At 64.5% G+C, this 22089-nt stretch carries 21 protein-coding genes; 16 read left to right on the top strand and 5 right to left on the bottom strand.

The genetic code is table 11. From position 1 onward, the window contains the following. Positions 1-77: 77 nt before the first annotated feature. The 10 genes from ACXJMY_RS02090 to ACXJMY_RS02045 all read left to right on the top strand — a co-directional run bounded on the left by ACXJMY_RS02090 (position 78) and on the right by ACXJMY_RS02045 (position 8037). A complete protein-coding gene (locus ACXJMY_RS02090; RefSeq protein ID WP_456617654.1) occupies positions 78-1268 on the top strand; it encodes a CaiB/BaiF CoA transferase family protein in 1191 nt (396 codons plus the stop codon). Next, positions 1265-2428 carry an acyl-CoA dehydrogenase family protein gene (locus ACXJMY_RS02085; protein WP_456617653.1) on the top strand — a complete coding sequence of 388 codons (1164 nt, stop codon included), beginning with the start codon at positions 1265-1267 and terminating at the stop codon, positions 2426-2428. The genes ACXJMY_RS02090 and ACXJMY_RS02085 overlap by 4 nt, the downstream gene beginning before the upstream one ends. A gap of 8 nt (positions 2429-2436) precedes the next feature. Next, positions 2437-2850 (top strand): MaoC/PaaZ C-terminal domain-containing protein, encoded by a 414-nt coding sequence (locus tag ACXJMY_RS02080; protein ID WP_456617652.1) that lies wholly within the window; start codon positions 2437-2439, stop codon positions 2848-2850. Positions 2851-2853: 3 nt separating this feature from the next. Then, positions 2854-3285 (top strand): MaoC/PaaZ C-terminal domain-containing protein, encoded by a 432-nt coding sequence (locus ACXJMY_RS02075; RefSeq protein WP_456617651.1) that lies wholly within the window; start codon positions 2854-2856, stop codon positions 3283-3285. Positions 3286-3293: 8 nt separating this feature from the next. Then, complete coding sequence (locus ACXJMY_RS02070; protein ID WP_456617650.1) at positions 3294-4235, top strand: dihydrodipicolinate synthase family protein; 942 nt, start codon at positions 3294-3296, stop codon at positions 4233-4235. Between the two features lie 9 nt (positions 4236-4244). Continuing rightward, entirely contained in the window at positions 4245-4547 is a 303-nt protein-coding gene (locus tag ACXJMY_RS02065; RefSeq protein ID WP_456617649.1) for a hypothetical protein, read from the top strand. Positions 4548-4668: 121 nt separating this feature from the next. After that, positions 4669-5505 (top strand): ABC transporter substrate-binding protein, encoded by an 837-nt coding sequence (locus tag ACXJMY_RS02060; protein ID WP_456617648.1) that lies wholly within the window; start codon positions 4669-4671, stop codon positions 5503-5505. 19 nt (positions 5506-5524) lie between these two features. Next, entirely contained in the window at positions 5525-6256 is a 732-nt protein-coding gene (locus ACXJMY_RS02055) for an amino acid ABC transporter permease (protein ID WP_456617647.1), read from the top strand. Continuing rightward, entirely contained in the window at positions 6253-7053 is an 801-nt protein-coding gene (locus tag ACXJMY_RS02050) for an amino acid ABC transporter ATP-binding protein (protein ID WP_456617646.1), read from the top strand. The genes ACXJMY_RS02055 and ACXJMY_RS02050 overlap by 4 nt, the downstream gene beginning before the upstream one ends. 18 nt (positions 7054-7071) lie before the next feature. Then, entirely contained in the window at positions 7072-8037 is a 966-nt protein-coding gene (locus tag ACXJMY_RS02045) for a dihydrodipicolinate synthase family protein (protein ID WP_456617645.1), read from the top strand. Positions 8038-8119: 82 nt separating this feature from the next. Here ACXJMY_RS02045 and ACXJMY_RS02040 read toward each other — a convergent pair whose 3' ends face one another. Both ACXJMY_RS02040 and ACXJMY_RS02035 read right to left on the bottom strand, forming a co-directional pair. Further along, complete coding sequence (locus ACXJMY_RS02040) at positions 8120-8494, bottom strand: hypothetical protein (RefSeq protein ID WP_456617644.1); 375 nt, start codon at positions 8492-8494, stop codon at positions 8120-8122. Between the two features lie 267 nt (positions 8495-8761). Beyond that, entirely contained in the window at positions 8762-9019 is a 258-nt protein-coding gene (locus ACXJMY_RS02035; protein ID WP_456617643.1) for a hypothetical protein, read from the bottom strand. A 234-nt stretch (positions 9020-9253) separates the two neighbouring features. On the opposite strand from ACXJMY_RS02035, the gene ACXJMY_RS02030 reads away from it, so the two are divergent. The 6 genes from ACXJMY_RS02030 to ACXJMY_RS02005 all read left to right on the top strand — a co-directional run bounded on the left by ACXJMY_RS02030 (position 9254) and on the right by ACXJMY_RS02005 (position 17410). After that, positions 9254-9430 (top strand): hypothetical protein, encoded by a 177-nt coding sequence (locus tag ACXJMY_RS02030; RefSeq protein ID WP_456617642.1) that lies wholly within the window; start codon positions 9254-9256, stop codon positions 9428-9430. A gap of 77 nt (positions 9431-9507) precedes the next feature. Next, positions 9508-10188, top strand: a complete 681-nt coding sequence (locus ACXJMY_RS02025) for a response regulator transcription factor (protein WP_456617641.1) — start codon at positions 9508-9510, stop codon at positions 10186-10188. Positions 10189-10248: 60 nt separating this feature from the next. Next, a complete protein-coding gene (locus ACXJMY_RS02020) occupies positions 10249-11670 on the top strand; it encodes a sensor histidine kinase (RefSeq protein WP_456617640.1) in 1422 nt (473 codons plus the stop codon). Between the two features lie 147 nt (positions 11671-11817). Further along, positions 11818-12819 carry an RNA polymerase sigma factor RpoH gene (gene rpoH, locus ACXJMY_RS02015; RefSeq protein ID WP_456617639.1) on the top strand — a complete coding sequence of 334 codons (1002 nt, stop codon included), beginning with the start codon at positions 11818-11820 and terminating at the stop codon, positions 12817-12819. A gap of 140 nt (positions 12820-12959) precedes the next feature. Further along, entirely contained in the window at positions 12960-16142 is a 3183-nt protein-coding gene (locus tag ACXJMY_RS02010) for an efflux RND transporter permease subunit (RefSeq protein ID WP_456617638.1), read from the top strand. Beyond that, positions 16139-17410, top strand: coding sequence for an efflux RND transporter periplasmic adaptor subunit (locus ACXJMY_RS02005; protein ID WP_456617637.1), 1272 nt, complete (start codon positions 16139-16141; stop codon positions 17408-17410). The genes ACXJMY_RS02010 and ACXJMY_RS02005 overlap by 4 nt, the downstream gene beginning before the upstream one ends. Here ACXJMY_RS02005 and ACXJMY_RS02000 read toward each other — a convergent pair. The 3 genes from ACXJMY_RS02000 to ACXJMY_RS01990 all read right to left on the bottom strand — a co-directional run bounded on the left by ACXJMY_RS02000 (position 17407) and on the right by ACXJMY_RS01990 (position 21960). Further along, entirely contained in the window at positions 17407-17952 is a 546-nt protein-coding gene (locus tag ACXJMY_RS02000) for a hypothetical protein (protein ID WP_456617636.1), read from the bottom strand. The two genes, ACXJMY_RS02005 and ACXJMY_RS02000, sit on opposite strands and share 4 nt — an antisense overlap. Positions 17953-18208: 256 nt before the next feature. Beyond that, positions 18209-19417 (bottom strand): ABC transporter substrate-binding protein, encoded by a 1209-nt coding sequence (locus ACXJMY_RS01995; protein WP_456617635.1) that lies wholly within the window; start codon positions 19415-19417, stop codon positions 18209-18211. Positions 19418-19494: 77 nt separating this feature from the next. Next, entirely contained in the window at positions 19495-21960 is a 2466-nt protein-coding gene (locus ACXJMY_RS01990) for an ATP-binding protein (RefSeq protein ID WP_456617834.1), read from the bottom strand. Positions 21961-22089: the final 129 nt, after the last annotated feature.

The raw sequence follows: 22089 nt of genomic DNA, 5'->3' as shown, positions 1-22089 counted from the left end.
CGCTGGCGCAAGACATTGCGTTGCGACCGGGACGTTTCGAACGCACGGCTCGCGCGCGCTAAGCATGGTGTGACCGGATGAAACTACTCGATGGCGTCAAGATCCTGAGCTTCAACCACTACCTCGCGGGGCCGCTGGCCGCACAGACGCTCGCCGATCTCGGTGCCGACGTCATTGCGGTCGAGCCGATCGAGGGCGCGTTTCAGCGCAACTGGGCGGTCGCCAATCATTTCGTCGCAGGCGACAGCGTTAATCATCTCGCGACGGGACGAAACAAGCGAAGCCTTGCGGTCGATCTCAAGCATCCCGACGGCGTTGCCGCCGTGAAGAAGCTCGTCGCGATCGCCGACGTGGTGATGGAAAATTTCCGGCCCGGCACCATGGCCAAGCTCGGCCTCGGCTACGACACGCTCAAGGCCATCAACCCGGGCCTGATCTACGCGGTGGCGACCGGCTTCGGATCGGAAGGGCCCTACAAGGACCGTCCGGGCCAGGATCTCCTGCTTCAGGCGATGTCGGGTCTGGTCATGCGGACCGGTCGTGCCGACGGCGAGCCGACCGCCGTCGGCGCCGTGATCGTCGATCAGCACGCGGCCTCGCTCTATGCCATGAGCATTCTCGCGGCGCTGTTCGCAAGGACCAAGACAGGCAAGGGGCAGCTCGTCGAGGTCAACCTCTATCAGGCGGCCATCGATCTCCAGGTCGAGCCGCTGACGGCGTGGCTGAACGGTGCGCCATCGCCGACGTCGCGCGGGCCGGCTGGTATCGCGGCCTGGTTCAGCCCCGGGCCGTACGGCATTCACGCGACGGCCGACGGCCATCTCGCGATCTCCATGGCGGCGCCCAAAGCGCTCGCGGCAGGGCTCGACTGCGAGGAGTTGAAGCGGTTTGGCGAGGCCGACAGCTTCTCGCAGCGTGAAGAGATTACACGGATCGTCGCGGCGCGTCTGAAACAGAAGCCGACTGCCGATTGGTTGCCCTCGCTTGAAGCGGCGCGGATCTGGCACGCGCCGGTGCAGGACTATCGCGACCTCGAGGCCGATCCCCAGCTCAAGCATCTCGGCGTGTTCAAGAGCGCCGAGAGTGCAGGGGGCGCGCCAATCCGGATGGTCGCGCATCCCGCTCGCTATGACGGCCAGACACCGGAGGTGCGGCTGGTGCCGCAGCGGTTAGGTGCGCAGACGCGCGAGGTGCTTGGCGAAGCCGGTTACGCCGCCGCCGAGATCGACGCCATGGTTGCCGGCAAGGCTGTGGGAGTCGCGCAATGATCGATTTCTCAGTCCCCGAGGATACCCGCCTCCTGGTCGATACCGTCCGCCGCTTCGTCGAAACGGAGGTGCAGCCGCTCGAGGACGAGGTGGAACGCACTGCCACAGTGCCCGCCGACGCTCTGGCGGTCACCAAGGCCAAGGCACAGAAGCTCGGCCTCTACGCCATGAACATGCCGGCCGGCGTCGGTGGCGGCGGACTGTCCTGCGTCGAGCATTGCCTCGTCGAAGAAGAATTCGGCAAGACTTCCGATGCGCTGATCCGCCGGGTGTTCGGCCAGGTCTATCCGATGCTGATGGCCTGCAAGGACGGGCAGGTCGATCGTTATCTGCTGCCGACGGTGAAGGGCGACAAGATCTGCGCCATGGCGATCACCGAGCCGGGCGCCGGCTCCGATGCGGCGGCGATCAGCACGACGGCACATCTCGATGGCGGCGCCTGGGTGCTCAACGGCACCAAGCATTTCATCAGCGACGGCGACATTGCCGACTATGTGATCGTGATGGCGCTGACCGACAAGGACAAGCGCGCGCGCGGCGGCATCACGCTGTTTCTGGTCGATCGCGGCACGCCCGGCTTCAGGGTCGCGCGCACCCAGCCGATGATGGGCCATCGCGGCTATGGCCATGCCGAGCTGAGCTTCAAGGATTGCCGCATCCCGAAGGACGCGGTGCTCGGCGAGGTCGGGGGCGGCTTCAAGCTGATCATGCAGAGCGTGCTCCAGATCCGCCTTGCCCATATCGGCGCGCGCGCCGTGGGCATGGCGCAGCGCGCGCTCGAGATGATGCGCAAGCATGCCGCGGAGCGCCGCCAGTTCGGCCAGGCGATCGGCGATTTCCAGATGGTGCAGAAGCTGATCGCCGATTCCGCGACCGAGATCTTTGGCGTCAAGATGATGGTGATGAACGCCGCCTGGGAGATCGACCAAGGGCTGGAGCCGCGTGACAAGGTCTCGATGATCAAGGTCGCGGCATCCGAGATGCAGGGCCGCGTCGTCGACCGCGCCATCCAGGTGTTCGGCGGCATGGGGTTCAGCAAGGACCTGCCGCTGGAACGCATGTACCGCGATGCCCGCGTCACCCGGATCTACGACGGCACCTCCGAGATTCATCGCATGCTCGTCGCGCGCAGCACCATCAAGAACGGCCTGAGACTGTAGGAGCCCCGATGACCACCTCTCTCGCTCCCCTGAAGACCGGTGCGGCGTTCTCGTTCCGCAAGACCATGACGGTGGCCGAGCAGGCGATGTTCACCGGCATCAGCGGCAACCTTGGCGGTCTCTATGTCGACGCCGTTCGCGCCAGGAAGGCCGGCGCATCCAATATGGTTGCGTTCGAACTTGCGGTCGGCGGCCTCGCCACGACCTGCCTCAGCCAGCTCGGCGGACCCGCGCGGCGCATCGGCAGCATCGCGTTGAGCTTCTCCGCGCCGGTGATCGTCGGCGATTCCGTCGAGGCGAAGGCTGAAATCGTCTCTGTCGCCGGTGACGAGGCGGTCTGCCGCATCACCTGCACGCTGTCGCCTTCCGGCGCGACCGTCGTGGACGGCACCGCGACGCTCGTTCCCTTTGCCAGGGGCTGAGCCATGTACGAGCCGAAATCCTTCGACGAGCTGAAGGTGAACGACAGGGTCAGCCTGAGCAAGACCATTACCGAAGCTGACGGCGCGCTCTACATCGCCGCGACCGGTGATTTCGGTCCCGTCCATGTCGATGAGGTCTACGCCGGCGCCACGCGGTTCGGACGCCGGCTGGCGCCGGGGATCATGGTCGCCGGCCTCTGCACCAGCATTCTCACCAGCGAGCTGGTCGGTACGATCGGCGTGTCGGTGGAGGATCGGTTCTGGTTCACGGGGCCGGTGTTCTATGGCGACACGCTCACTTTCGACGTCTGGATTGCCGAGCAGCACGACGAGACCCGCACGATCATATGGGAGGCAAGCGCGCGCAACGAGACCGGCCTCGAAGTGCTGAAAGCGCGCGCGAGCCTGAAATTTCCACGGCGCAAACCGTCATGAGCGAGCCGATGAGAAAACCTGACCTGCGCGGCATCACGGTGGCGACCGTGTTGCCGTTCAACGACAACCTCTCCATCGATTGGGATGGCTATGCACGCGTGCTCGACTATTGCGCGTGCCCGGATGGTGTCGCGGCGGTGTTCGTCAACGGGCACGCAGGCGAGGGCGGATCGCTCTCGGACGAAGAACGCCAGGCGGTGATCGAGCGGACGCGCAGGCATATCGGCAAGAAACCGCTGCTGGCCGGAATCATCGCGCACTCCACCGCGGAGGCGATCCACCAGGCGCAGCTCGCCGAGGAAGCGGGTGCCGAATGCGCGGTGCTGTTTCCACCGGCGCCGCTCGGCGGCGGGGCATCGGCGACCTCGCGCGCGCCGGTCGCCTTCGTGCAGGCGGTCAGCTCCGCCATCGGCATTCCCGTGTCGATCTTCCAGTATCCGCTGGCGTCCGGATTCGGCTATTCGCCGGAGACGCTGGCAAAGATCGCAGCGCTCGACAGCGTCATCGCCATCAAGGAAGGCAGCGACACCATCTTTGCTTATGACGAGAACCGGCGCGCGGTGAGGCTGGCCGATCCATCCGTTGCGATCCTGCCGTCGAACTTCAACTGGTTCCTGCCGCAGCTTGCGATCGGCGGCGACGGTATTCTGTCCGGCCTCGTGAGCCTGGCGCCGGATCTGTTCATTGCGCTGTGGCAGGCGTCGCTCGCCGACGATCTCAAGGCGATGCGCGCCGTCAACGAGCGGCTTTATCCGATCGTCCGGGCCATCTACGGCCCGGCGCCGATCATGGACATGCACACCCGCATGAAGGTCGGGCTGAAAGCACTTGGCTTGATCGGTAACGCCGATCCGCGGCCGCCGCTGCTGCCGGTTCTGCCAACGCTGTGCGATGCCATTGCAACGACGGTCGGCGCTGCACGCGCGGCCGGCGACATTCGTCTGGCGTGAGGGCCGCTCATGCCGGACGAGACCTTCATCCACATCGTGCGCGTCGACATCGACCCCGAGCACGAGGCTGCGTTCAACGCCTGGTACGAGCAGACGCATTTTCCCGATCTGCTCGCCTGTCCCGGCTGGCTGTCCGCAAAACGCTTCGTCTCGGTCGGCGACGGACCGAAATACGCGGCCATGTACGAAGTCGCGGGACGGTGGGCGTTCGAGACGCCGGAGTTCCTGAAGGTGAAGGGATTCGGCCCGTTCGAATCCCTGGTGAAGAATTTCGCGCGTATTCAGCTCAAGCCGATGTCGGGACCGGCTTGAGGGGATCAAGGACGATGCTGCCTGCCGTGTCGCGAGATCCGGCCGGCCGCATCCAAGAACATTGAGGGGAAAGCCGGACGAGGAACTGCATCGGTCATTGGCGTCTTACTGGAGGTATCACATGCTCTCGACACTGCTTCGCTTGAGTGCCGCTGCCGCACTCGTTCTCGCATCCGCCGCCGCGCATGCCGCGTGCACGCCCGCGATCACCAACGACAATCTGATCGCGCCCGGAAAGCTGCAGCTCTCCATCAACCCCACCAATCCGCCGCAGCAATTCGTCGACAAGGACGGCCAGCTGCAGGGCCTCAACGTGGAACTGGCCGCGGAGCTCGGCAAGCGGTTGTGTCTTCCGGTCGAACTCGTCCGGATGGATTTTCCGGCCATGATACCGGCCATGGCCGCGGGCCGCATCGACGGGATCGATACGGGAATGTTCTGGACCGAGGAACGCTCCAAGCTGATGTACATGGTGCCCTATGCAATTCAGGCCATTTCGGTCGTGGTTGCGCCCGATAGCGGCACAAAAATTGCTACCGAAGGAGACCTGATCGGGAAAACATCCGCCGTCGAGGTCAGCACTTACCAGATGAACTGGCTCAAGAAACTCAGCGATGCGAACGTGGCAAAGGGCGGGCCCGCTATCGAGATGCGCACGTTCCCGACGGCGACCAACGTCGTGAGTGCGCTGCTCGCCGGACAGGTCGACAACGCGCTGCTGGTCGACAGCGTGGCGCGCGATCTCGTCGGCCGCGGGCGGGTCAAGGAGGTGCTGAGCGGCCTCGGCACGGCGCGTACCACGCTCGGTTTCCGCAACAAGACGGTGGTCGATGCCGTCGTCAAGGCGCTCAACACCATGCGCGCCGACGGCAGCTACCAGGCACTGTTCGACAAGTTCGGCCTGACCAGCCTGCCGGCCGATCAGCCGCTTGCGATCGCGGGCCCCGGTCCGGTCTGATACCTACGGAGATACGCTGATGAGCCATTTCAGTCCGACGGCTGCCGTCAACTACTTCTTCAACTACTTCCTGATGAAGGGTGTGCTGGTCACCATCGGCCTGACGGTGGCGGCCGTCGTCGGCGGATTGATTCTCGGCATGGGCATCGCGCTCCTGCGGATGTCGTCGAATCCATTGCTGTCCGGCGCGGCGCGGTTCTACGTCTGGTTCTTTCGCGGCACGCCGCTGTTGATCCAGCTGGTGGTGATCTACAGCGGCTTGCCCCAGCTGGGGATCAAGTTCTCCGTGATCACCTGCGCGTTGGTCGGACTGATCCTCAACGAGGCCGCCTATCTCGCCGAGATCGTCCGCAGCGGCTTCATGGCCGTCTCGGCGGGGCAGCGGGAGGCCGCGTGGGCCTTGAGCCTGTCGCCATGGGTGACGTTCCGGCGCATCACCCTGCCGCAGGCGTTTCGGCTGATGATCCCGCCACTCGGCAATTCCATCAACTCGCTCTTGAAGGCGACCTCGCTGGCGTCAGTGATCTCGGTCGAGGAGCTCATGCGCCGCAGCGACATGCTGATGCAGGAGCACTTTCAGATCCTCGAAGTCTATGCCGCTGCAACGGCGTACTATTTGATCCTCACCTCGGTCTGGGATGCGGTTCAGCGCCGGCTGGAGAAGCATTTTGGTCGATCGAGCGCTGCGAAATCCCGGCGGGTTGCGGCAAGGGCGCCGGTTGCACAGACAAGCGTGGAGGCCCGCGCATGAGCGAGATGTCGATGAATGCGGCTCGTGGTGCCGACGGCGCAATGGTGGAGCCGCAATTGCGCGAGGTGCCTGCGGTTCGCATGGAGGCCGTCTACAAGCACTATGGCGACTTCACCGCGTTGAACGAGGTCGACCTCAAGGTCGGCAAGGGCGAGAAGATCGTGGTCTGCGGTCCCTCCGGCTCGGGCAAGTCGACGCTGATCCGCTGCATCAATCATATCGAGAAGCACGATGAGGGGCTGATCTACGTCAACGGCACCGAGCTCGACCGTCAGCAGAAGAATATCGATGCGGTCCGGCGCGACACCGGCATGGTGTTCCAGAGCTTCAACCTGTTCCCGCACATGACGGTGCTGGAGAATTGCATCCTGGCGCCGATGACCGTGAACGGCATGACGAAGGGGGAAGCCAGGGAGCTTGCCATGCATTTCCTGACCAAGGTCCGGATTCCCGATCAGGCCGAGAAGTTTCCTGGCCAGCTCTCGGGCGGCCAGCAGCAACGCGTCGCCATCGCGCGCGCGCTGTGCATGCGGCCGAAGATCATGCTGTTCGACGAGCCGACCTCGGCGCTCGACCCCGAGATGGTCAAGGAGGTTCTGGAGACCATGAAGAAGCTCGCGGAGGAGGGCATGACCATGCTGTGCGTGACCCACGAGATGGGTTTCGCCCGCGAGGTCGCGGACCGCATCGTGTTCATGAACGAGGGGAAGATCGTCGAGCAGGCCGCGCCGGAGGAGTTCTTCAATCATCCGAAGTCCGAGCGGGCAAGGACGTTCCTCGACCAGATCATTCACTGATCTCAGGCGGCATCGGTCGTGACCAAGACGGTTCCATCGTTCAGCGCTCGCCTTTGCGGCATCCACGCCGCGACCATCGTGCCGATGACGTCCGATTTTGCGATCGACGAGCCGGCGCTGGCAGCGCATATCGCGTCGGTGGCATCCGTGCCCGGCATCAATGGGTTGCTGGTCAACGGCCATGCCGGCGAGAACTTTGTGCTGTCCCTGGCCGAGAAGCGGCGTGTCGTGGAGGTCGCGCGCGAGCATGCCAGGGACTGTCTGATCGTCTCGGGGGTCAACCACGAATCGAGTCTCGAGGCGGCGCGAGAAGCGGCCGCGCTGGAGCGGGCCGGAGCTGAAGGGCTCCTGGTGTTTCCTCCCAACAGCTGGGCGCTCGCCCACGCCGACAGCTGCGTGATCGAGCACCACCGTCGTGTCCGCGACGCGACGTCCGTGCCCTTGATGCTTTACGCCGCCCCCGTCGGCGCGGGCGCGATGGCCTATGCGCCACCGCTTCTGGAGCACCTGGTGGCGGACCCTCGCTTCGTGGCAATCAAGGAGGGGAGCTGGGAGGTCGCCGCCTATGAGCAGAACCTGCGATCGATCCGCAAGCGGCGTCCGGACTTCACCGTGCTCAGCTCAGGCGACGAGCACCTCCTGACGAGCTACATGATCGGAACGGCGGGCAGCCAGGTCAGCCTTGCTGCCGTCGCGCCGGAGTTTGTGGTCGAGCTTTGGAAAGCGGCCGAGGCCGGAGATTGGATGCAGGCGCGCGCCGTGCATGAAAAGCTCTATCCGCTGGCGAGGGCAATCTATCGTGACGGCCCGGGCGGACGTGCCTCGGCGCGGCTGAAGGCCTGCCTGAAGCTGCTCGGGCGGCTCGACTGTGACGCGGTCCGTCCGCCGCAGATGGCGGTGACGCCGATCGAGCAACGCGCACTTGAGCTGGCGTTGAGAACCGCGGGCTGTCTCGGCGACAGCGATGATTTGGCGCGCGGATGATGGCCGGCACCATCACGAGCACGACGATGCCCGGATCAGTGCCGGCCAGAGCCCGCCAAAGGCGAAGCGCCGCGCGCGCAAACTAGCTGCAGCTTAGCGGCAACGGCTGGTCGGGATGCAGGTCGTACCAATCGTAGCAATCCGGGTAGGCGCCATAGAAGCCATATCCGGGCCGATAGCGACCATAATGATGGAATGCGTGCTGGCCGAAGCCTGTGCCGTGAAAGGCGAAGTGGTCGCCGCCGCCGACATGATCTCCGCCACCAAACGTGCCGGCGTGCATTCCTCCGCCGAATCCTCCCGCATGACCCGCCATGCCGCCCATATGCCCGCCGCCGAAACCGCCGCCGCCAAAGCCTCCATGGCCGCCGCCACCGCCGCCGTGCGCCTCGGCCGCGCCGACCGCCAGAGTCGAGGCGAGCGCCGCTGTTGCCAGAACCATCATCATTCGTTTCATGGGACACTCCTTTCGTGTCGAGGCCCGGCGGTCCGTGCAGTCCGGTTGAGCGTCGTGCCGTCGCCAAGTCCTGTGATGAAAGGAAGATAGGAGCGGCGGGCGACAATCCCACTGAAATCAATGTCAGGAACGACGCGCCGCCGGTCGGGAAGCGATCCGCCGCTGGTGGTTGCGGCGTTGGAAAGGGACGGGCTGAACATTCCAGCCCGTCCCTGCCGTTGCGGAGCGGCCGACCGAGGCGCCCGGCCGGCCGAAATGTTGCAGCGATCAGAAGCTGCCCGTGCCCGGCTCACAAGGGACATTGTCGCCGGTCCATGGCGCCGTCGCAAAAGCTCCGACGCGCGGCGCGGGAACGCAGGCGCGGGCTCCCTGATATCCTCCCTGATAGAAGGGCGTGTCTGCCGCGACCGTATCGGCTTCCATGCTGGGCTGTCGTGCGACGTGATGGTGTTCACGGGCCATGACGGGTCCTCCGAGCACGGCGATCGCGATCAGGCCCGTCGACAGGAACTTGAGCGTGGTCATTATGGCTTCTCCTTTGATGACAGCAGGCCGATGAAGCCGGCTGCTCATGGAGGTGTGGACGACCCAGGCGCGATCAAACGCACGAATTGCTCACTCGGCTTCAACGGCGTGTGAACCGGAGCGGGACGGCGGACACGATCGTGCGAATTCGCAATGCCCGCTGGCTTCGGGAGTAACAGCGAACCCGTCGAGGACATATCTCCGGTAGAACGCGGTTCAGAACGGAGACAGAAGATGATCACGACGACAGCAAGCCGCATCGCCGCCGCACCGGCGCTGTCGCCCGGCTTTCCCGGCTTCCTGAATCGCTATTTAGTGGTGCTCCATTCTCCCTGGGACTACCTCGTCGGAGAGCCAGCGGTCCCTGGCATGCCTTCGCAGCCCGGCGCGTTCAGAACCGGCGGGCATTGACGATGACGTCGCGGACCGCTGAGCCCATGCTTCTCCGTCGCGGGCCGAAACGCCCCGCAGGACGCAAGGCCAGGACAATGGCGCGGATTCTTCTGATCGAGGATGACGCCGAAACCGCCGAGGCGATCGTTGCCGAACTTGGCGACCGCGGGTTCGAGGTTCAATGGGCCCCTGATGGCATCGACGGTCTCGACCAGGCGCGTTCAGCGTGTCCCGATGCCTTGATCGTCGATCGCATGCTGCCCGGAATGGACGGGCTGACCGTCATCGAGGCCCTGCGCAAGGACCAGGTGAGGGCGCCCGTGCTGGTCCTGAGTGCGCTCGGCGCGGTCGATGATCGGGTACGCGGATTGCGTGTGGGAGGAGACGACTATCTCACCAAGCCGTTCGCGATCATCGAGCTCGTCGCCCGGATCGAGGCATTGCTGCGCCGTCCGATGGACAGCCGCGAAACCACATTGCGCGCGGGTCCGCTGGAGCTCGATCTGATCGAGCGGACCGCGAGGCGAGGCGAGCGCGAGATCGACCTGTTGCCGCGCGAATTCCGCCTTCTCGAATACATGATGCGCCGGAGCGACCAGTTGTTGACGCGCGCGATGCTGCTCGAAGAGGTCTGGAACTACAAGTTCGTTCCGGCAACCACGAATCTGATCGATGTGCATATGGGCCGGCTTCGTCACAAGGTCGATGGTCCCGGAGAGGTGCAACTCGTCCACAACGTTCGCGGCTCGGGGTTCATTCTGCGCGTGCGCCAATAGCCGCCGCGGCGTCCCTGGAATCGTGGAGCAGAGCTTGCGCGAATATCGGACCTCGAAGCAATGCGCCAGATTCAGTTCATTCGTTCGAACACGTTCCTCTGGGCCCTGGCGGTGGCGGCGGCGTTTGCGTTGCTCGTGGTCGGCTTGTTCGCGTTCATCTATTGGAAGATCGATGATTACCTGATCGCCCGGTCCGACCGCATGATCGTCGCGCAGATCGACTTCATGGCCGGGCTGCCATCGGACCGCCGTGTCAATGTGATCTCGGATCATCTCGGACAGGATTCCAGAGGCGTGCAATATGCGGGACTGTTCGATGCTGCCGGAGCGAGGCTTGCCGGCAACATCGAGCGCCTGCCGCGAGATCTCGCGCTCGGCGGATCGGTGCGCGGCGTGCGGCTTGCCCGAAGCGGGCAATCGACGGTCCGTGATCCGGTCGTCAGGGCGGCAGGCAGGCGTCTGGGCGACGGCGAGATCCTGGTGATCGGCAGGAACGTCGATGAGACGCGCGAGATATCGAGTGTCGTGGGGCAGGCGCTCGCGCTGGGCCTCCTGCCGGCATTCTGTCTCTGCCTGCTGGCCGGCGCGTGGCTGAGCGTCCGCGCCCAGAGACGCGTGGAGCAGGTGAACCAGCGGGTTCAGCGGATCGTTGCCGGGGATCTGCGCGAGCGCCTGCCACTCGACAATGTAGACGATCCGTTCGCGCGACTGGCCGGGATCGTCAACGGCATGCTCGACGAGATGGAGACGATGATCAACGCCCTTGCCGGTGTCGGAAACGATATCGCCCATGATCTCAGAACTCCGCTCACGCGCGTCCGGCTGGCGCTGGAGCGCGGGCGGACGCACGCGGCCACGCTGGGGGCGCTCCAGGAGGTCACCGACAAGGCCATCGCCGGAATAGACCAGTCGCTCGCGATCATTACCGCGCTGTTGCGCCTGGCCGAAATCGAGAACGGCCGCCGCACGGCCGGGTTCGGCGACGTCGCGCTCGACGAGATCCTGCGCGAAGTGTGCGACGTCTACGAGCCCATCGCCGAAGACAAGAACATCGAACTTGGCGTCGTCATCGATCGCACCGCGCGGGTGCGGGGCGATCGGGATCTGTTGTTCGAGGCGATCGCCAATCTCGTGGACAATGCCGTCAAGTTTACGCCCACGGGCGGGAAGGTGAGACTCGAACTCGTGTCGGACGACAAGACCGCGCTTGTGCGCGTGAGCGATACCGGGCCCGGCATCAACGAGCAGGAGCGCGAAGCGGTGCTGCGGCGATTCTATCGCTCCGACAAGATGCGCAACACGCCGGGAGTTGGTTTGGGACTGAGCCTGGTGGCTGCCATCGTCAAGCTGCATGGCTTTCAGCTGATCATCCGTCCGGCCCCTGGAGGGCGGATCGAGATCCTCGCCCGGACCGGAGGAGCGACCAAAGCCGCCGCATCCCGGTCTCGGATCTCGCTTCACGCAAACGCGAGCCAGGTGTGATGACTCAAACGACGCGCGCTGCGCCGAACGCCGGGACGGGGCCGAATGTTTGAACGCGAATTCAGGTTTGTTAAGCCCAATTCAGTCGCGCCTTCGTTCGAAGGCCTCTTAGAGTCGGCTTGCCGGTTTCGAATGTGGACGTAACAGATGCAGACCCGCCACGAGCTCACCAGGAACAATGCCGCGGCCGTACCGGGCAGAGCCCCGTCCGTCCCCTTTCTCAGCGCCTATTCCGCGGCCATCAGGGGCTACGAACTGCTTGAGCCCGTTCAGGAGCAGCAGCTTGCACGACGTTGGCAGGAGAGGCGGGATCGAGACGCAGCGAACGTGCTGGTCACGAGCCATCTCCGGCTCGCTGCCAAGGTGGCGCGAGGCTACAGGGGATACGGCCTTCCGCTGGCAGATCTGATCGCGGAAGCGAATCTTGGGCTCGTGATCGCGGCGTCAAGGTTCGAACCCGGTCGTGGCTCGCGGTTCTCCAGCTATGCGCTGTGGTGGATCAAGGCATCCATTCACGAATACATCCTGCGGTCCTGGTCGCTGGTCAAGATCGGCACGACAGCCGCCCAGAAGAAGCTGTTCTTCAGGCTCCGCGGCGAGATGAGGAAGGCCACGGGCGGCGAGATGGCGCGGCTCACCCCGGAGGTCGCCGAGGTGATCGCCGCGAACCTCGACGTCACGGCGCGTGACGTGATCGAGATGGATACCCGCCTGAACGGCGACCTGTCGCTGAATGCGCGCGTTGGAGGCGACGAGGACGGAGCCGATTGGGAGGCGTCCCTGGTCGACGGCGCGATCGATGCCGAGACGGTTCTCGCCGATCAGGATCAGATGGAGCGTCGCACCAGCGCCCTGCGCATCGCGCTGGATGTCCTCACGGCGCGTGAGCTTCACGTTCTGAAGGCGAGGCGGTTGGCCGAACCCGCCGTCACGCTCGATCGGCTTGGCCGCGAGCTTTCGATCTCCAGCGAACGGGTTCGGCAGATCGAGACCCGCGCCTTTGCCAAGGTCAGGCGGGCCGCGATTCTGGCCGCGCAGGATGCTGCGCGCGTCTCCCGATGCAGCGGGCGCGCATCATCCTCTTCCGCGGCCGGCACGCGCCCAGACGGTATCTCGAGCCCAAGGTCGAGGGAGCTCACCGCTCCTTGAGCGATCGAGAAACGGTGATGGTTCGCAGGAGCGCACTCCGCCCGCCCTGGAGCCCATGAATTCGTTTTCATTTGCACGGATGGCCCTCCATCGTCATCTGTTCAAAGATCTAGCGCGACTTGCTCCAGACGGAAACGATCATGGGAATTGTTCGCTTTGCTCTGCGGTTTCCGCACACATTCTATGTACTGGCGGCCCTGATCCTGTTTCTCGGCGGCATCGCGGTGTGGTCGATGCCGACGGACATCTTTCCGGAGATCCGTATCCCCGTCGTCACGGTCATCTGGAGCTACACGGGTCTCTCGACACCGGAGATGGAGCAGCGCGTCAGCACCTACAGCCAGTATTCGATCAGCGCCAACGTCACCGGCATCAAGAACATCGAGGCGCAGACGCTCAACGGCCTGTCGGTTCAGAAGATCTACTTTCAGCCGGACGTCAATCTCGATCTCGCGATTGCGCAGATCGTCTCGGCGACCAACGCCATCCGCGCGCTGATGCCGCCGGGCATTCAGCCGCCGATCATCGTGCAGTTCAACGCCTCGAGCGTGCCGGTGCTGCAGCTCAGCCTGCAGTCCGATAGCCTGAACGAGCAGCAATTATACGATTTCGGGATCTATCGCGTCCGGCAGCAACTGGCTCCCGTTCCGGGAGTGACCCTGCCCACGCCCGCGGGCGGCAAGTATCGCCAGATCATGGTCGACATCGATCCGAACAAGCTTCTGTCGCGTGGGTTGACGCCGCTCGACATCGTCAACGCCGTGAACACCCAGAATCTGACCTTGCCGACAGGCACGGCGAAGATCGGCGACACCCAGTACACCGTCAGAACCAACGCGACGCCGGCCTCGATCAAGGATCTCAACATGATCCCCGTCAAGTTCGCAAACGGGGCCACCATCCTCCTGAAGGATGTCGCTCAGGTTCGCGACGGATCGCAGGTCCAGCAGAATATCGTGCGGGAGGACGGCCACCGTTCCGTTCTGCTCAGCGTGATCAAGAACGGAAACGCCTCCACGCTTGCCGTCGTGAACGGCGTCAAGAAGGCCCTGACATCGATTCGCGCGTCGGCGCCTCCCGGCCTGAAGATCAGCGAATTGTTCGATCAGTCGGTCTTCGTCACCCATTCGGTCGATGGCGTGCTGCGCGAAGGCGGAATCGCGGCCGGCCTCACCGCGCTGATGATTCTGGTATTTCTCGGATCGTGGCGGTCGACGCTGGTCGTCATGATCTCAATTCCACTGGCGATGCTGTCCTCGCTCGTCGTGCTGTATTTTCTCGGCGAGACCCTCAACACGATGACGCTCGGCGGGCTTGCGCTCGCGGTCGGCATCCTGGTCGACGATTCGACGGTGACGATCGAGAACACGCATCGGCTGTGGACCGAGGAGGGCATGCCGTTGTCGGAGGCGACCCTGCACGGCGCGGCCGAAATCGCGGTGCCGACGCTGGTCTCCACGCTGGCGATCAGCTGCGTGTTTACCTCGGTCGTATTCCTGGAAGGGCCGGCCAAATACCTCTTCACGCCGCTTGGTCTGGCGGTGGTGTTCGCGATGCTGGCGTCATACGGATTGTCGCGGACGCTGACGCCGATCACCATCGGTCTGTTGCTGAAGAGCGAGCGGCATCCTGCCAAGGGGGAGACGCCGTCGGGCATTTTCTCGCGCGCCTCGGCCATGTTCGAGCGCGGGTTCGAGCGCCTGCGCGACGGCTATTCCGATCTCCTGACGACGTTGCTCCGGCGTCGTGCCGTCGTCCCCGTCATTGCCGTGCTGGTGCTGGCTCTCGGAGCCGTCATGTTCGCCTATGTCGGCAGGGACTTCTATCCGCTGATCGACGGAGGCGAGATCCAGCTCCACGTCCGCGCGCCTGCCGGCACCCGCATCGAGCGTACGGAGGGGATCTTTCAGGCGGTCGAAGACAAGATCCGCGAGGTCATTCCCGAGCGGGACCGGGCGTTGATCGTCGACAATATCGGGCTTCCGGCGCGTTCCTACAACCTGGCATTCGCCGACGGCTCGACGATCGGCGTCAATGACGGCACCATTCTCGTGTCGCTCAAGGACGGGCACAAGCCGACCGCGGACTATGTGAAGAAGCTGCGCCAGGTGCTGCCGGCGGCATTCCCCGAGGACACCTTCTACTTCCAGGCGGCCGATATCGTCACGCAGATCCTGAACTTCGGTCTTCCAGCGCAGATCGACGTCCGCACCGTCGGCTACGGCACCAACAACCTGGCCGTCGCAAAGGAACTGCAGAAGAGTCTCGCCACAATTCCCGGCGTCGTCGATGCGCATCTCCAGCAGGAAGTCGACGCCCCGGCGTTCTACGCCGATATCGACCGGACCCGGGCCGCGCAGCTGGGGCTCAACGCCAGCACGGTGGCGACCAATATCAACGTCAGCCTCAGCTCATCCGCCCAGGTCTCGCCGAACTTCTGGACCGATCCGACGTCGGGCATCCCGTATTATCTGGCGGTGCAGACGCCCGAGTACAGGGCCAACTCGCTGAACGCCTTGGGGAACACGCCGGTGGCGGCCTCGGTTGCCGCGAGCGGGCAGACAGTGCCCGGCCTCCTCAGCAATGTCGCGACGTTCAAGCGCGGGACCGTTCCCACCAATTCGAACCAGGCCAACGTGCAGCCCGTCTTCGACATCTACGCCAGCGTCCAGGGCCGTGATCTCGGCGGCGTGGCGGCCGATATCAACAAGGTGACGTCAACTCTGCAAAAGCAGCTCCAGCCGGGCAATTCGATCCAGGTTCTGGGGCAGATCCAGAGCATGAATCAGTCATTCCGCGATCTGGGAATCGGACTGCTGTTTGCCGCCATCCTGGTGTACCTGCTGATGGTCGTGAACTATCAGAACTTCGGCGATCCCTTCGTCGTCATCATGGCGCTGCCGGCAACCCTCTGCGGCATCGTGACAATGCTGTTCATCACCGGAACGACGTTGAACGTGCCCTCGCTGATGGGAGCGATCATGGCGGTCGGTGTCGCGTCCGCGAATTCCATCCTGCTCGTGACCTTCGCGCGCGAACAACAGTTGAAGGGACACCCTGCGTTCCAGGCGGCGCTGAGCGCAGGCCGCACGAGGATCCGTCCCGTCCTGATGACCGCCGCCGCGATGATCGTGGGCATGATCCCGATGGCGATAGGAGGTGCGGGCGAGGAGCAGAATGCGGCGCTCGCACGTGCCGTCATCGGCGGACTGCTGTTCGCGACCCCGACGACATTGCTGATCGTGCCCTACCTCTTTGCCATGCTGCGCAAAGGCAACGATGGCAAGCCTCACCACGGCGTATTCGAGGAGCAACCGGAATGACCGACGTTCGCGCGCGGACCGATGGCGACGACGTGAAGAACCGGCCTGATGGCGAGAGCTGCCGGATCGTGGAGCTGCCCGGCAAGAGCTCGCGGCCGGAACGCCGCTATGGCGGCGCGCTGCTCGGAGGAGGCATGCTTCTGCTCCTCGCCGGCGGTCTCGGCGTTGGAGGCTGGCGGCACTATCAGGCCGCGCGTGAGGTCGCCGCAGTGGCGGAGCAGGCGAGAACGGCCATTCCGGAGGTTCGGGTGGCCGCGGTCCGGCCCAGCGGCGACCTGATGAAGGTCACGCTGCCGGCGACGACGACGGCGTTCGAGGCGGCGAATATCTTCGCGCGGACCAGTGGCTATATCGAAAAGCGCTACGTGGATATCGGCGATCGCGTGAAGAAGGGCGATCTTCTCGCGGAAATCACCGCTCCGGAACTCGACCAGCAGATCGCGCAGGCACAGGCGACGCTGGCCCAGAACCAGGCAGCCTTGCAGCAGGCGCAAGCAAGCCGGGAGCTCGCCGATGTCACCAATGCGCGGGACAGCAATCTCGTCAAGCAAGGCTGGTTGACGGCGCAGCAGGGTGACAACGATCGTCTCACCCTGCGCGCGCAGCAGGCCGCCGTGAATGTGGCCCAGTCGAACATCTCGGCGCAGGAAGCGCAGATTCGCGTTCTTCAGCAGGAGAAGGCCTACCAGCGCGTGGTGGCGCCGTTCGACGGCGTGATCACACAACGCAACGTGGACAATGGCAGCCTGGTGCAGTCCGGGTCGACCTTTATGTTCACGCTGATGCATTCCAACGTGATCCGAACCCAGGTCTTCGTGCCGCAGGACGAGGCCTTCGGAGTAGCACCCGGCGTCGACGCGGAAATCCACGTCCCCGAGATTCCGAACCGGACCTTTCCGGGGAAAGTCACACGCATCGCAACCGCGTTGCAGCCGGGAAGCCGGACGTTGCTGACCGAGATCGACGTGCCCAATCCGGACGGGGCGCTCAATCCCGGCATCTACTGCACGGTGGAGCTGTCGATTCCACGCAGGACGCCGTCGATGACGATCCCGGCCGATGCACTCGTCTTCGACCAGAACGGACTTCATGTCGCGGTCGTCCGCAACGGTACCGTTCATTTGCAGAAGGTCTCGATCGCGCGCGATTTCGGCACCGAGGTTGAAGTCCGCGACGGCGTGCAGCCCGGTGACCAGGTCGTGCTCAATCCGACGGTGAATCTGACGGAGGGCAGCAAGGTCGCCATCCGCAAGACCGAGGTGAGCTAGATGCGGATCGTGCTCGCAACGATGATCGTTCTGCTGTCGGGCTGCGCTCCGGGCGAGGCGCAGGTCGCAACGATGGGCACCACGGCGATGGGCCTTCCGACGGTGCCGGGCGCGATCGTCACCTCGCCGCTCAATAGTCCAGGCCCGTTTTCCGCAACGACCGAGCCGGGCGCACCCGATACGACGCTGGCGCCCGTTCCGCTCGCCTCGGATCCGGCGACACCGGGCACGGTGGTCGTCTGCGCTCCGCCATCGACGCCTCCAACGCCGATGCCGCTGACGCCGAGCGTATCGAGCACGGGTGTCTCGACCTTAGGCAGCATCGTTCCGATACTGCCTGTCACGGGACTAAACGGCAGTGCCACCGGCACGATTGCCGCGGCGACGCCGGTGGGAACGGGGACGACCGTTGCATGCAGCTCGACGCCGGGAGGGCTTGCAGTGAGCGCCGCGTCGCTGCCGCTCTCGATCCCGCAAGTCGCCGCCAGTCCGGCGCCTGGTACGATCCTGGCGGCCACCAACGGCGCTGGGGGCACAGGCATCGATCCAAATGCCGCTATCGTGCCCAGTCCAAACAGCTCGAGCTGTGCAGAGGGGGTCTCGATGAATCTGGCATCGCCCGCGACAATGTTGCCGGCCAACGCGTCAGGTGCGGCGGCAACGCCGGGGGTGTCGCCGATCCTGCCGCCGGGATGCTGAGGCGAAGTTATTGCAGCACGCACAGCGCGCGCCGGACTGCGCCAAGCGCTCCGGCCGAATGCACGGGTGACGCGTCGCCCCGAGGCGAGGCTCTGCGTTTCATGTTGACGCGCGCAATTTGCGAACTTCGGCATCCGGCGGAAACATCGTTCCGCCGTCCAGATATTTCCAGTCCACCATGACGCCCGTGTTGCCCCTGACGGTGGTGCGGCCGACAAACGTCCCCAGGGTGCTCTGATGGTCGATGGAGCGCCATGTTGCCGGTCCGAACGGCGTTTCGAAGCTGACATTGCCAAACCCGTCGGCCATCGCCTCGGTATCGAGGCTCCCGAGCTTCTCGATCGGAGTTGCGATCGAGCTGATCAGCGCGTGACCGACCACGGAGCCCATCGTGGGAGCCTCGCCATAGCGCGAGGAATAGGCCGACACGAAAGCGCTGTTGGCTTGACCCAGAGCCTCGGTCACGGGATAGCCGGTCACGATCCAGCCTTCCGGTGCGTCCTGTCCGAGGGGAATGAGGTATTCGGGTTCACCGGTCGTGAACGACACGACGTTTCGTCCTTCGAACAGGCCGCGATCATTGCCTTGCCGAACAAACTTGGCGAGGTCGGGTCCGAAGGTGACGTTGAGGATCGCCTCGGGGTTCTGCTGAGCGAGGGCGTTCACGACGATGCCGGCATCAATGGCACCCAAGGGCGGCCACTGACTGCCAATGAACTGGACGTCGGGACGGCGGCGGCTGAGAAGCTGCATGAACCACTTCACGGCCGATTGCCCATACTCGTAGTTCGGGGAGATCGTCGCCCATCGTGTCGCCTTCAGCTGGGCTGCTTCCTCCACCAGCATGGCGGCCAGCATGTATGTCGAGGGCCGGAGCCGGTAGCAATATCGATGTCCCCGTTCCCAAACGAGGGCGTCCGTGAGCGGTTCGCTCGCCACGAACAGGATCCGGTTTTGCCGCGCGAAGTCGCTGATCGCCAGTCCGACATTCGACAGATAGGCGCCTGCCAGCAGATCGACGCCGTTCCTGCGCACGAGCTCTTCCGCCGCGCGAATCGCTACGCTTGGCTTGCCTTCGTCGTCCCGACTGATGACCCGCAATTCACGCCCGAGAAGGCCGCCCTTCGCATTGAGCTGTTCGACCGCCAATTGCCAGCCGCGACGATAGGGCAGCGTAAACGCCGGCGCGCTGCTGTAGGAGTTGATTTCACCGATCGTTATCGGTCTCGTGCCCTGCGCCCGGAGGATGCCAGGCGAAAAGATCGAAGCGCCAATGCTGCCCAAGGCCTGTCGTCTGGAAATGCTCATCAAGCGCGGTCCGGAGGGTTGAGTGGGGTTGTTGCGGCGATGCGGGACATGTCGGGCGGGCTGAAGGCGGCAGCGACCTAGTGGCAAGTGCAGGAAGCGGGCCGGTCGCCGGGGTGTGTCGTAACCGAGGCGCCCGGGCTTGCAGCGAGACCGCGCGCAAAGGCGAGCGCGGGAAGATCCACCCCACGATCGAACAGAGCGCTGACCGGACCGACGAGGTCGAGCGCGGTCTGCTGACGGTCGGATGCCGCCATGATCCTCGCCCAGGCCGCCGCGACCTTCAGCTCGTAGAAGCGGCATTGCTGCTCTCTCGCAATGGATAGACCTTCTGAGAACAGCAATTCCGACCGGGAGGTCTCGGACGAGTCTCCGGCCAGCAGGATCTCGCCCTTGATCCGCAACAGATCCGCAAGGCACCACAATTGCTTGCCCTGCCGGGAAATAGTCAGGGCATCTTCCACGGCGGTGAGGGCCTGCGCAATCTCGCCGCTCGCGAGCAGGCCCTCGGCAAGCGATCCGATAAACTCGGGATTGCGCATCAGCCATCCATTCTCGGCTCGCGCTTTCAGCCCGGTGCGCAGCAGTGCTACTCCATCGCGATGCTTGCCCTGCAGGACGAGCAACTGACCCTTCAGGCAGGACGTCCAGCTGGCCCAGAACGCTATGCCCTCGCGCGTGACCAGCTCGAGAAGAGACGATATCGCCTCATCGGCAGCGGCGAGATCATGCGTCATCAGCGCAATCGGGCAGACGGCGTTCCGCAGCGCGTAAGCGATCGCAAGCTTGTCCTTCTCGCGCTGCGCCTCCTGGAGGCACTCGGCGGCCAGGGATCTGCTCTGGGCGATCTGTCCCTGTAGCAGCAGGACGCGCGCCAACATGGCTTTGGCCAGAACGCTCTGGTTCAGCAGGAACCACATCTGGTTCGCACCGTCCTTCAATCCGTGAGCCGAATGGTCCAGGGACAGGGTCAATTCGCGCCTTGCATCCTCCTGCGCTCCGTAAAAATGGGTCGCCGCGCCGATCAGGCGACGGCCTACGGTCTCGTTGGCGGGATTTCCCGTGCGCAAGGCGATCTCGAGGTATCGCTCTCCGACGTGCTTGGCCGCGTCATATTGACCCGAGTTGAGATTGTGGCTCCACAGCGTCCAAACGGCCCTGAGCTGAAGCTCGAGATCGGACAGCTCTTCGGCGAGCACAAGCCCGATGTTGAGGGCCGCCTTCATGCGGTCCGCCGAGCCGGTCGTGTTGAGCAGCGCGAACCCCAAAGCGACATAGAGGTGCGCCTTGAGCCTCGGGTCGCAGGTCAGCTCAGGGCTGAAATGCGCGAGAGCGTGCTCGATCCGGCTCGAGCACTCCATGAAAGACAGCAACTGCATCCATACCGGAACAAAGCCGGCCGTCAGCTCGATCCCGAGCGCGGCATCGCCATCGGGTGCGAAGGCCCAGTCGAGCGCCGCATGCACGTTTCCGATCTCTTGGGCAAGACGAGAGATATCGTCGGACGCGGGAGTGGCGTCGCCGAGCGGCGCGACGAGTTGCCTGAGGAAGCTCGCGTGCCGTCTCGCCGCTTGCTCGACGAGGCCTGCTTCCGCCAGCTTCTCCAGGGCATAAGCGCGGGTGGTCTCGAGGAGGCGCCATCGCCCCTCAAAGGACGGGTCCAGCGAGACGAGCGATTTTCCAACCAGATTGAACAGTGTTTCGATGACGTCCGACCGGGACGAGTCGTCGTCCATCATTGCGATGGCCGCATCGAGCGTGAAGCCGGCCGGAAACACCGCAAGCCGGCACAGCAGCCTCTGCTCCGTCGGCGGCAACAGATCGTAGCTCCAGTCCAGTGTTGCCCGCAGGGTCTGATGTCGCGGCAGCTGGTCGCGGCGGCCGCCGCTCAGCAGCTCGAAACGATGGTCCAGGCGAAGCAATACGGTGTCGACCCCGAGGTTCGCGGCCCGGGCAGCGGCAAATTCCAACGCGAGCGGGATCCCGTCGAGCCGGCGACAGATGGCGGCTATCTTCAGCAGGTCGTGCGCGCCGGGAGCGAAGCCTGCGCGCAACGCCCTCGTGCGTGCGACGAACAGCTGCACTGCGCTTTCCCGGAGAAGATAATCGGGGTCATGGATGTCGGGGTGGGGCACCGACAGCGGCGGGATCGCCGCAACATATTCGCCGTCGATGCGGAGGCCTTCCCGGCTGGTTGCAAGAACGGTGACATTCGGACAATAGCGCAGCACGGCACTGGCGATCTGTGCCGCGGCATCGATGACGTGTTCGCAATTGTCCAGCACAAGAAGCAAGCGGCGCGAGCCGATGGCCTGGGCAATGCTTGCCGCCGAGACGTCCTTGTCGCTCAGGGCAAGCCTGAGGGCACGGCCGGTTGCGGATGTTGCGAGCGCCGGATCCTGCAGAGTCGCGAGCTCGACCAGCGCGACCGAATCGTTGAACGACGGCGCGACGCGCCGCGCGAGTTCGATTGCCAGCTTCGTCTTGCCGATGCCGCCGGGGCCGACGAGAGTCACTGTCCGATATGCGGACAGCACGTCGGCCAACTCGTGCAGGCAATCCTCGCGACCGATGAGAGGCGCGCGGGTGTTGGGCAGATTGCTCGAAAAGGACGACGCGGCCGGAACGGATACCGGTGCGGCGGCTGCAGGCTGATCCAGATGCCCGCTTCGCCA

The organism is Bradyrhizobium sp. P5_C12, assembly GCF_054049735.1.
The sequence above is the reverse complement of the archived record's forward strand: the minus strand, read 5'-3'. Positions and strand labels throughout refer to the sequence as shown.

Bases quoted from the DNA above. Each gene is read 5' to 3' on its own strand.
- ACXJMY_RS02055 (WP_456617647.1), top strand. From the start codon at position 5,525: ATGAGCCATTTCAGTCCGACGGCTGCCGTCAACTACTTCTTCAACTAC.
- ACXJMY_RS02025 (WP_456617641.1), top strand. From the start codon at position 9,508: ATGGCGCGGATTCTTCTGATCGAGGATGACGCCGAAACCGCCGAGGCG.
- ACXJMY_RS02005 (WP_456617637.1), top strand. From the start codon at position 16,139: ATGACCGACGTTCGCGCGCGGACCGATGGCGACGACGTGAAGAACCGG.
- ACXJMY_RS02075 (WP_456617651.1), top strand. From the start codon at position 2,854: ATGTACGAGCCGAAATCCTTCGACGAGCTGAAGGTGAACGACAGGGTC.
- ACXJMY_RS02060 (WP_456617648.1), top strand. From the start codon at position 4,669: ATGCTCTCGACACTGCTTCGCTTGAGTGCCGCTGCCGCACTCGTTCTC.
- ACXJMY_RS02030 (WP_456617642.1), top strand. From the start codon at position 9,254: ATGATCACGACGACAGCAAGCCGCATCGCCGCCGCACCGGCGCTGTCG.
- ACXJMY_RS02070 (WP_456617650.1), top strand. From the start codon at position 3,294: ATGAGAAAACCTGACCTGCGCGGCATCACGGTGGCGACCGTGTTGCCG.
- ACXJMY_RS02040 (WP_456617644.1), bottom strand. From the start codon at position 8,494: ATGAAACGAATGATGATGGTTCTGGCAACAGCGGCGCTCGCCTCGACT.
- ACXJMY_RS02065 (WP_456617649.1), top strand. From the start codon at position 4,245: ATGCCGGACGAGACCTTCATCCACATCGTGCGCGTCGACATCGACCCC.
- ACXJMY_RS02010 (WP_456617638.1), top strand. From the start codon at position 12,960: ATGGGAATTGTTCGCTTTGCTCTGCGGTTTCCGCACACATTCTATGTA.
- ACXJMY_RS02050 (WP_456617646.1), top strand. From the start codon at position 6,253: ATGAGCGAGATGTCGATGAATGCGGCTCGTGGTGCCGACGGCGCAATG.
- ACXJMY_RS01995 (WP_456617635.1), bottom strand. From the start codon at position 19,417: ATGAGCATTTCCAGACGACAGGCCTTGGGCAGCATTGGCGCTTCGATC.
- ACXJMY_RS02080 (WP_456617652.1), top strand. From the start codon at position 2,437: ATGACCACCTCTCTCGCTCCCCTGAAGACCGGTGCGGCGTTCTCGTTC.
- ACXJMY_RS02020 (WP_456617640.1), top strand. From the start codon at position 10,249: ATGCGCCAGATTCAGTTCATTCGTTCGAACACGTTCCTCTGGGCCCTG.
- ACXJMY_RS02085 (WP_456617653.1), top strand. From the start codon at position 1,265: ATGATCGATTTCTCAGTCCCCGAGGATACCCGCCTCCTGGTCGATACC.
- ACXJMY_RS02090 (WP_456617654.1), top strand. From the start codon at position 78: ATGAAACTACTCGATGGCGTCAAGATCCTGAGCTTCAACCACTACCTC.
- rpoH (WP_456617639.1), top strand. From the start codon at position 11,818: ATGCAGACCCGCCACGAGCTCACCAGGAACAATGCCGCGGCCGTACCG.
- ACXJMY_RS02035 (WP_456617643.1), bottom strand. From the start codon at position 9,019: ATGACCACGCTCAAGTTCCTGTCGACGGGCCTGATCGCGATCGCCGTG.
- ACXJMY_RS02000 (WP_456617636.1), bottom strand. From the start codon at position 17,952: ATGCCTGTGCCCCCAGCGCCGTTGGTGGCCGCCAGGATCGTACCAGGC.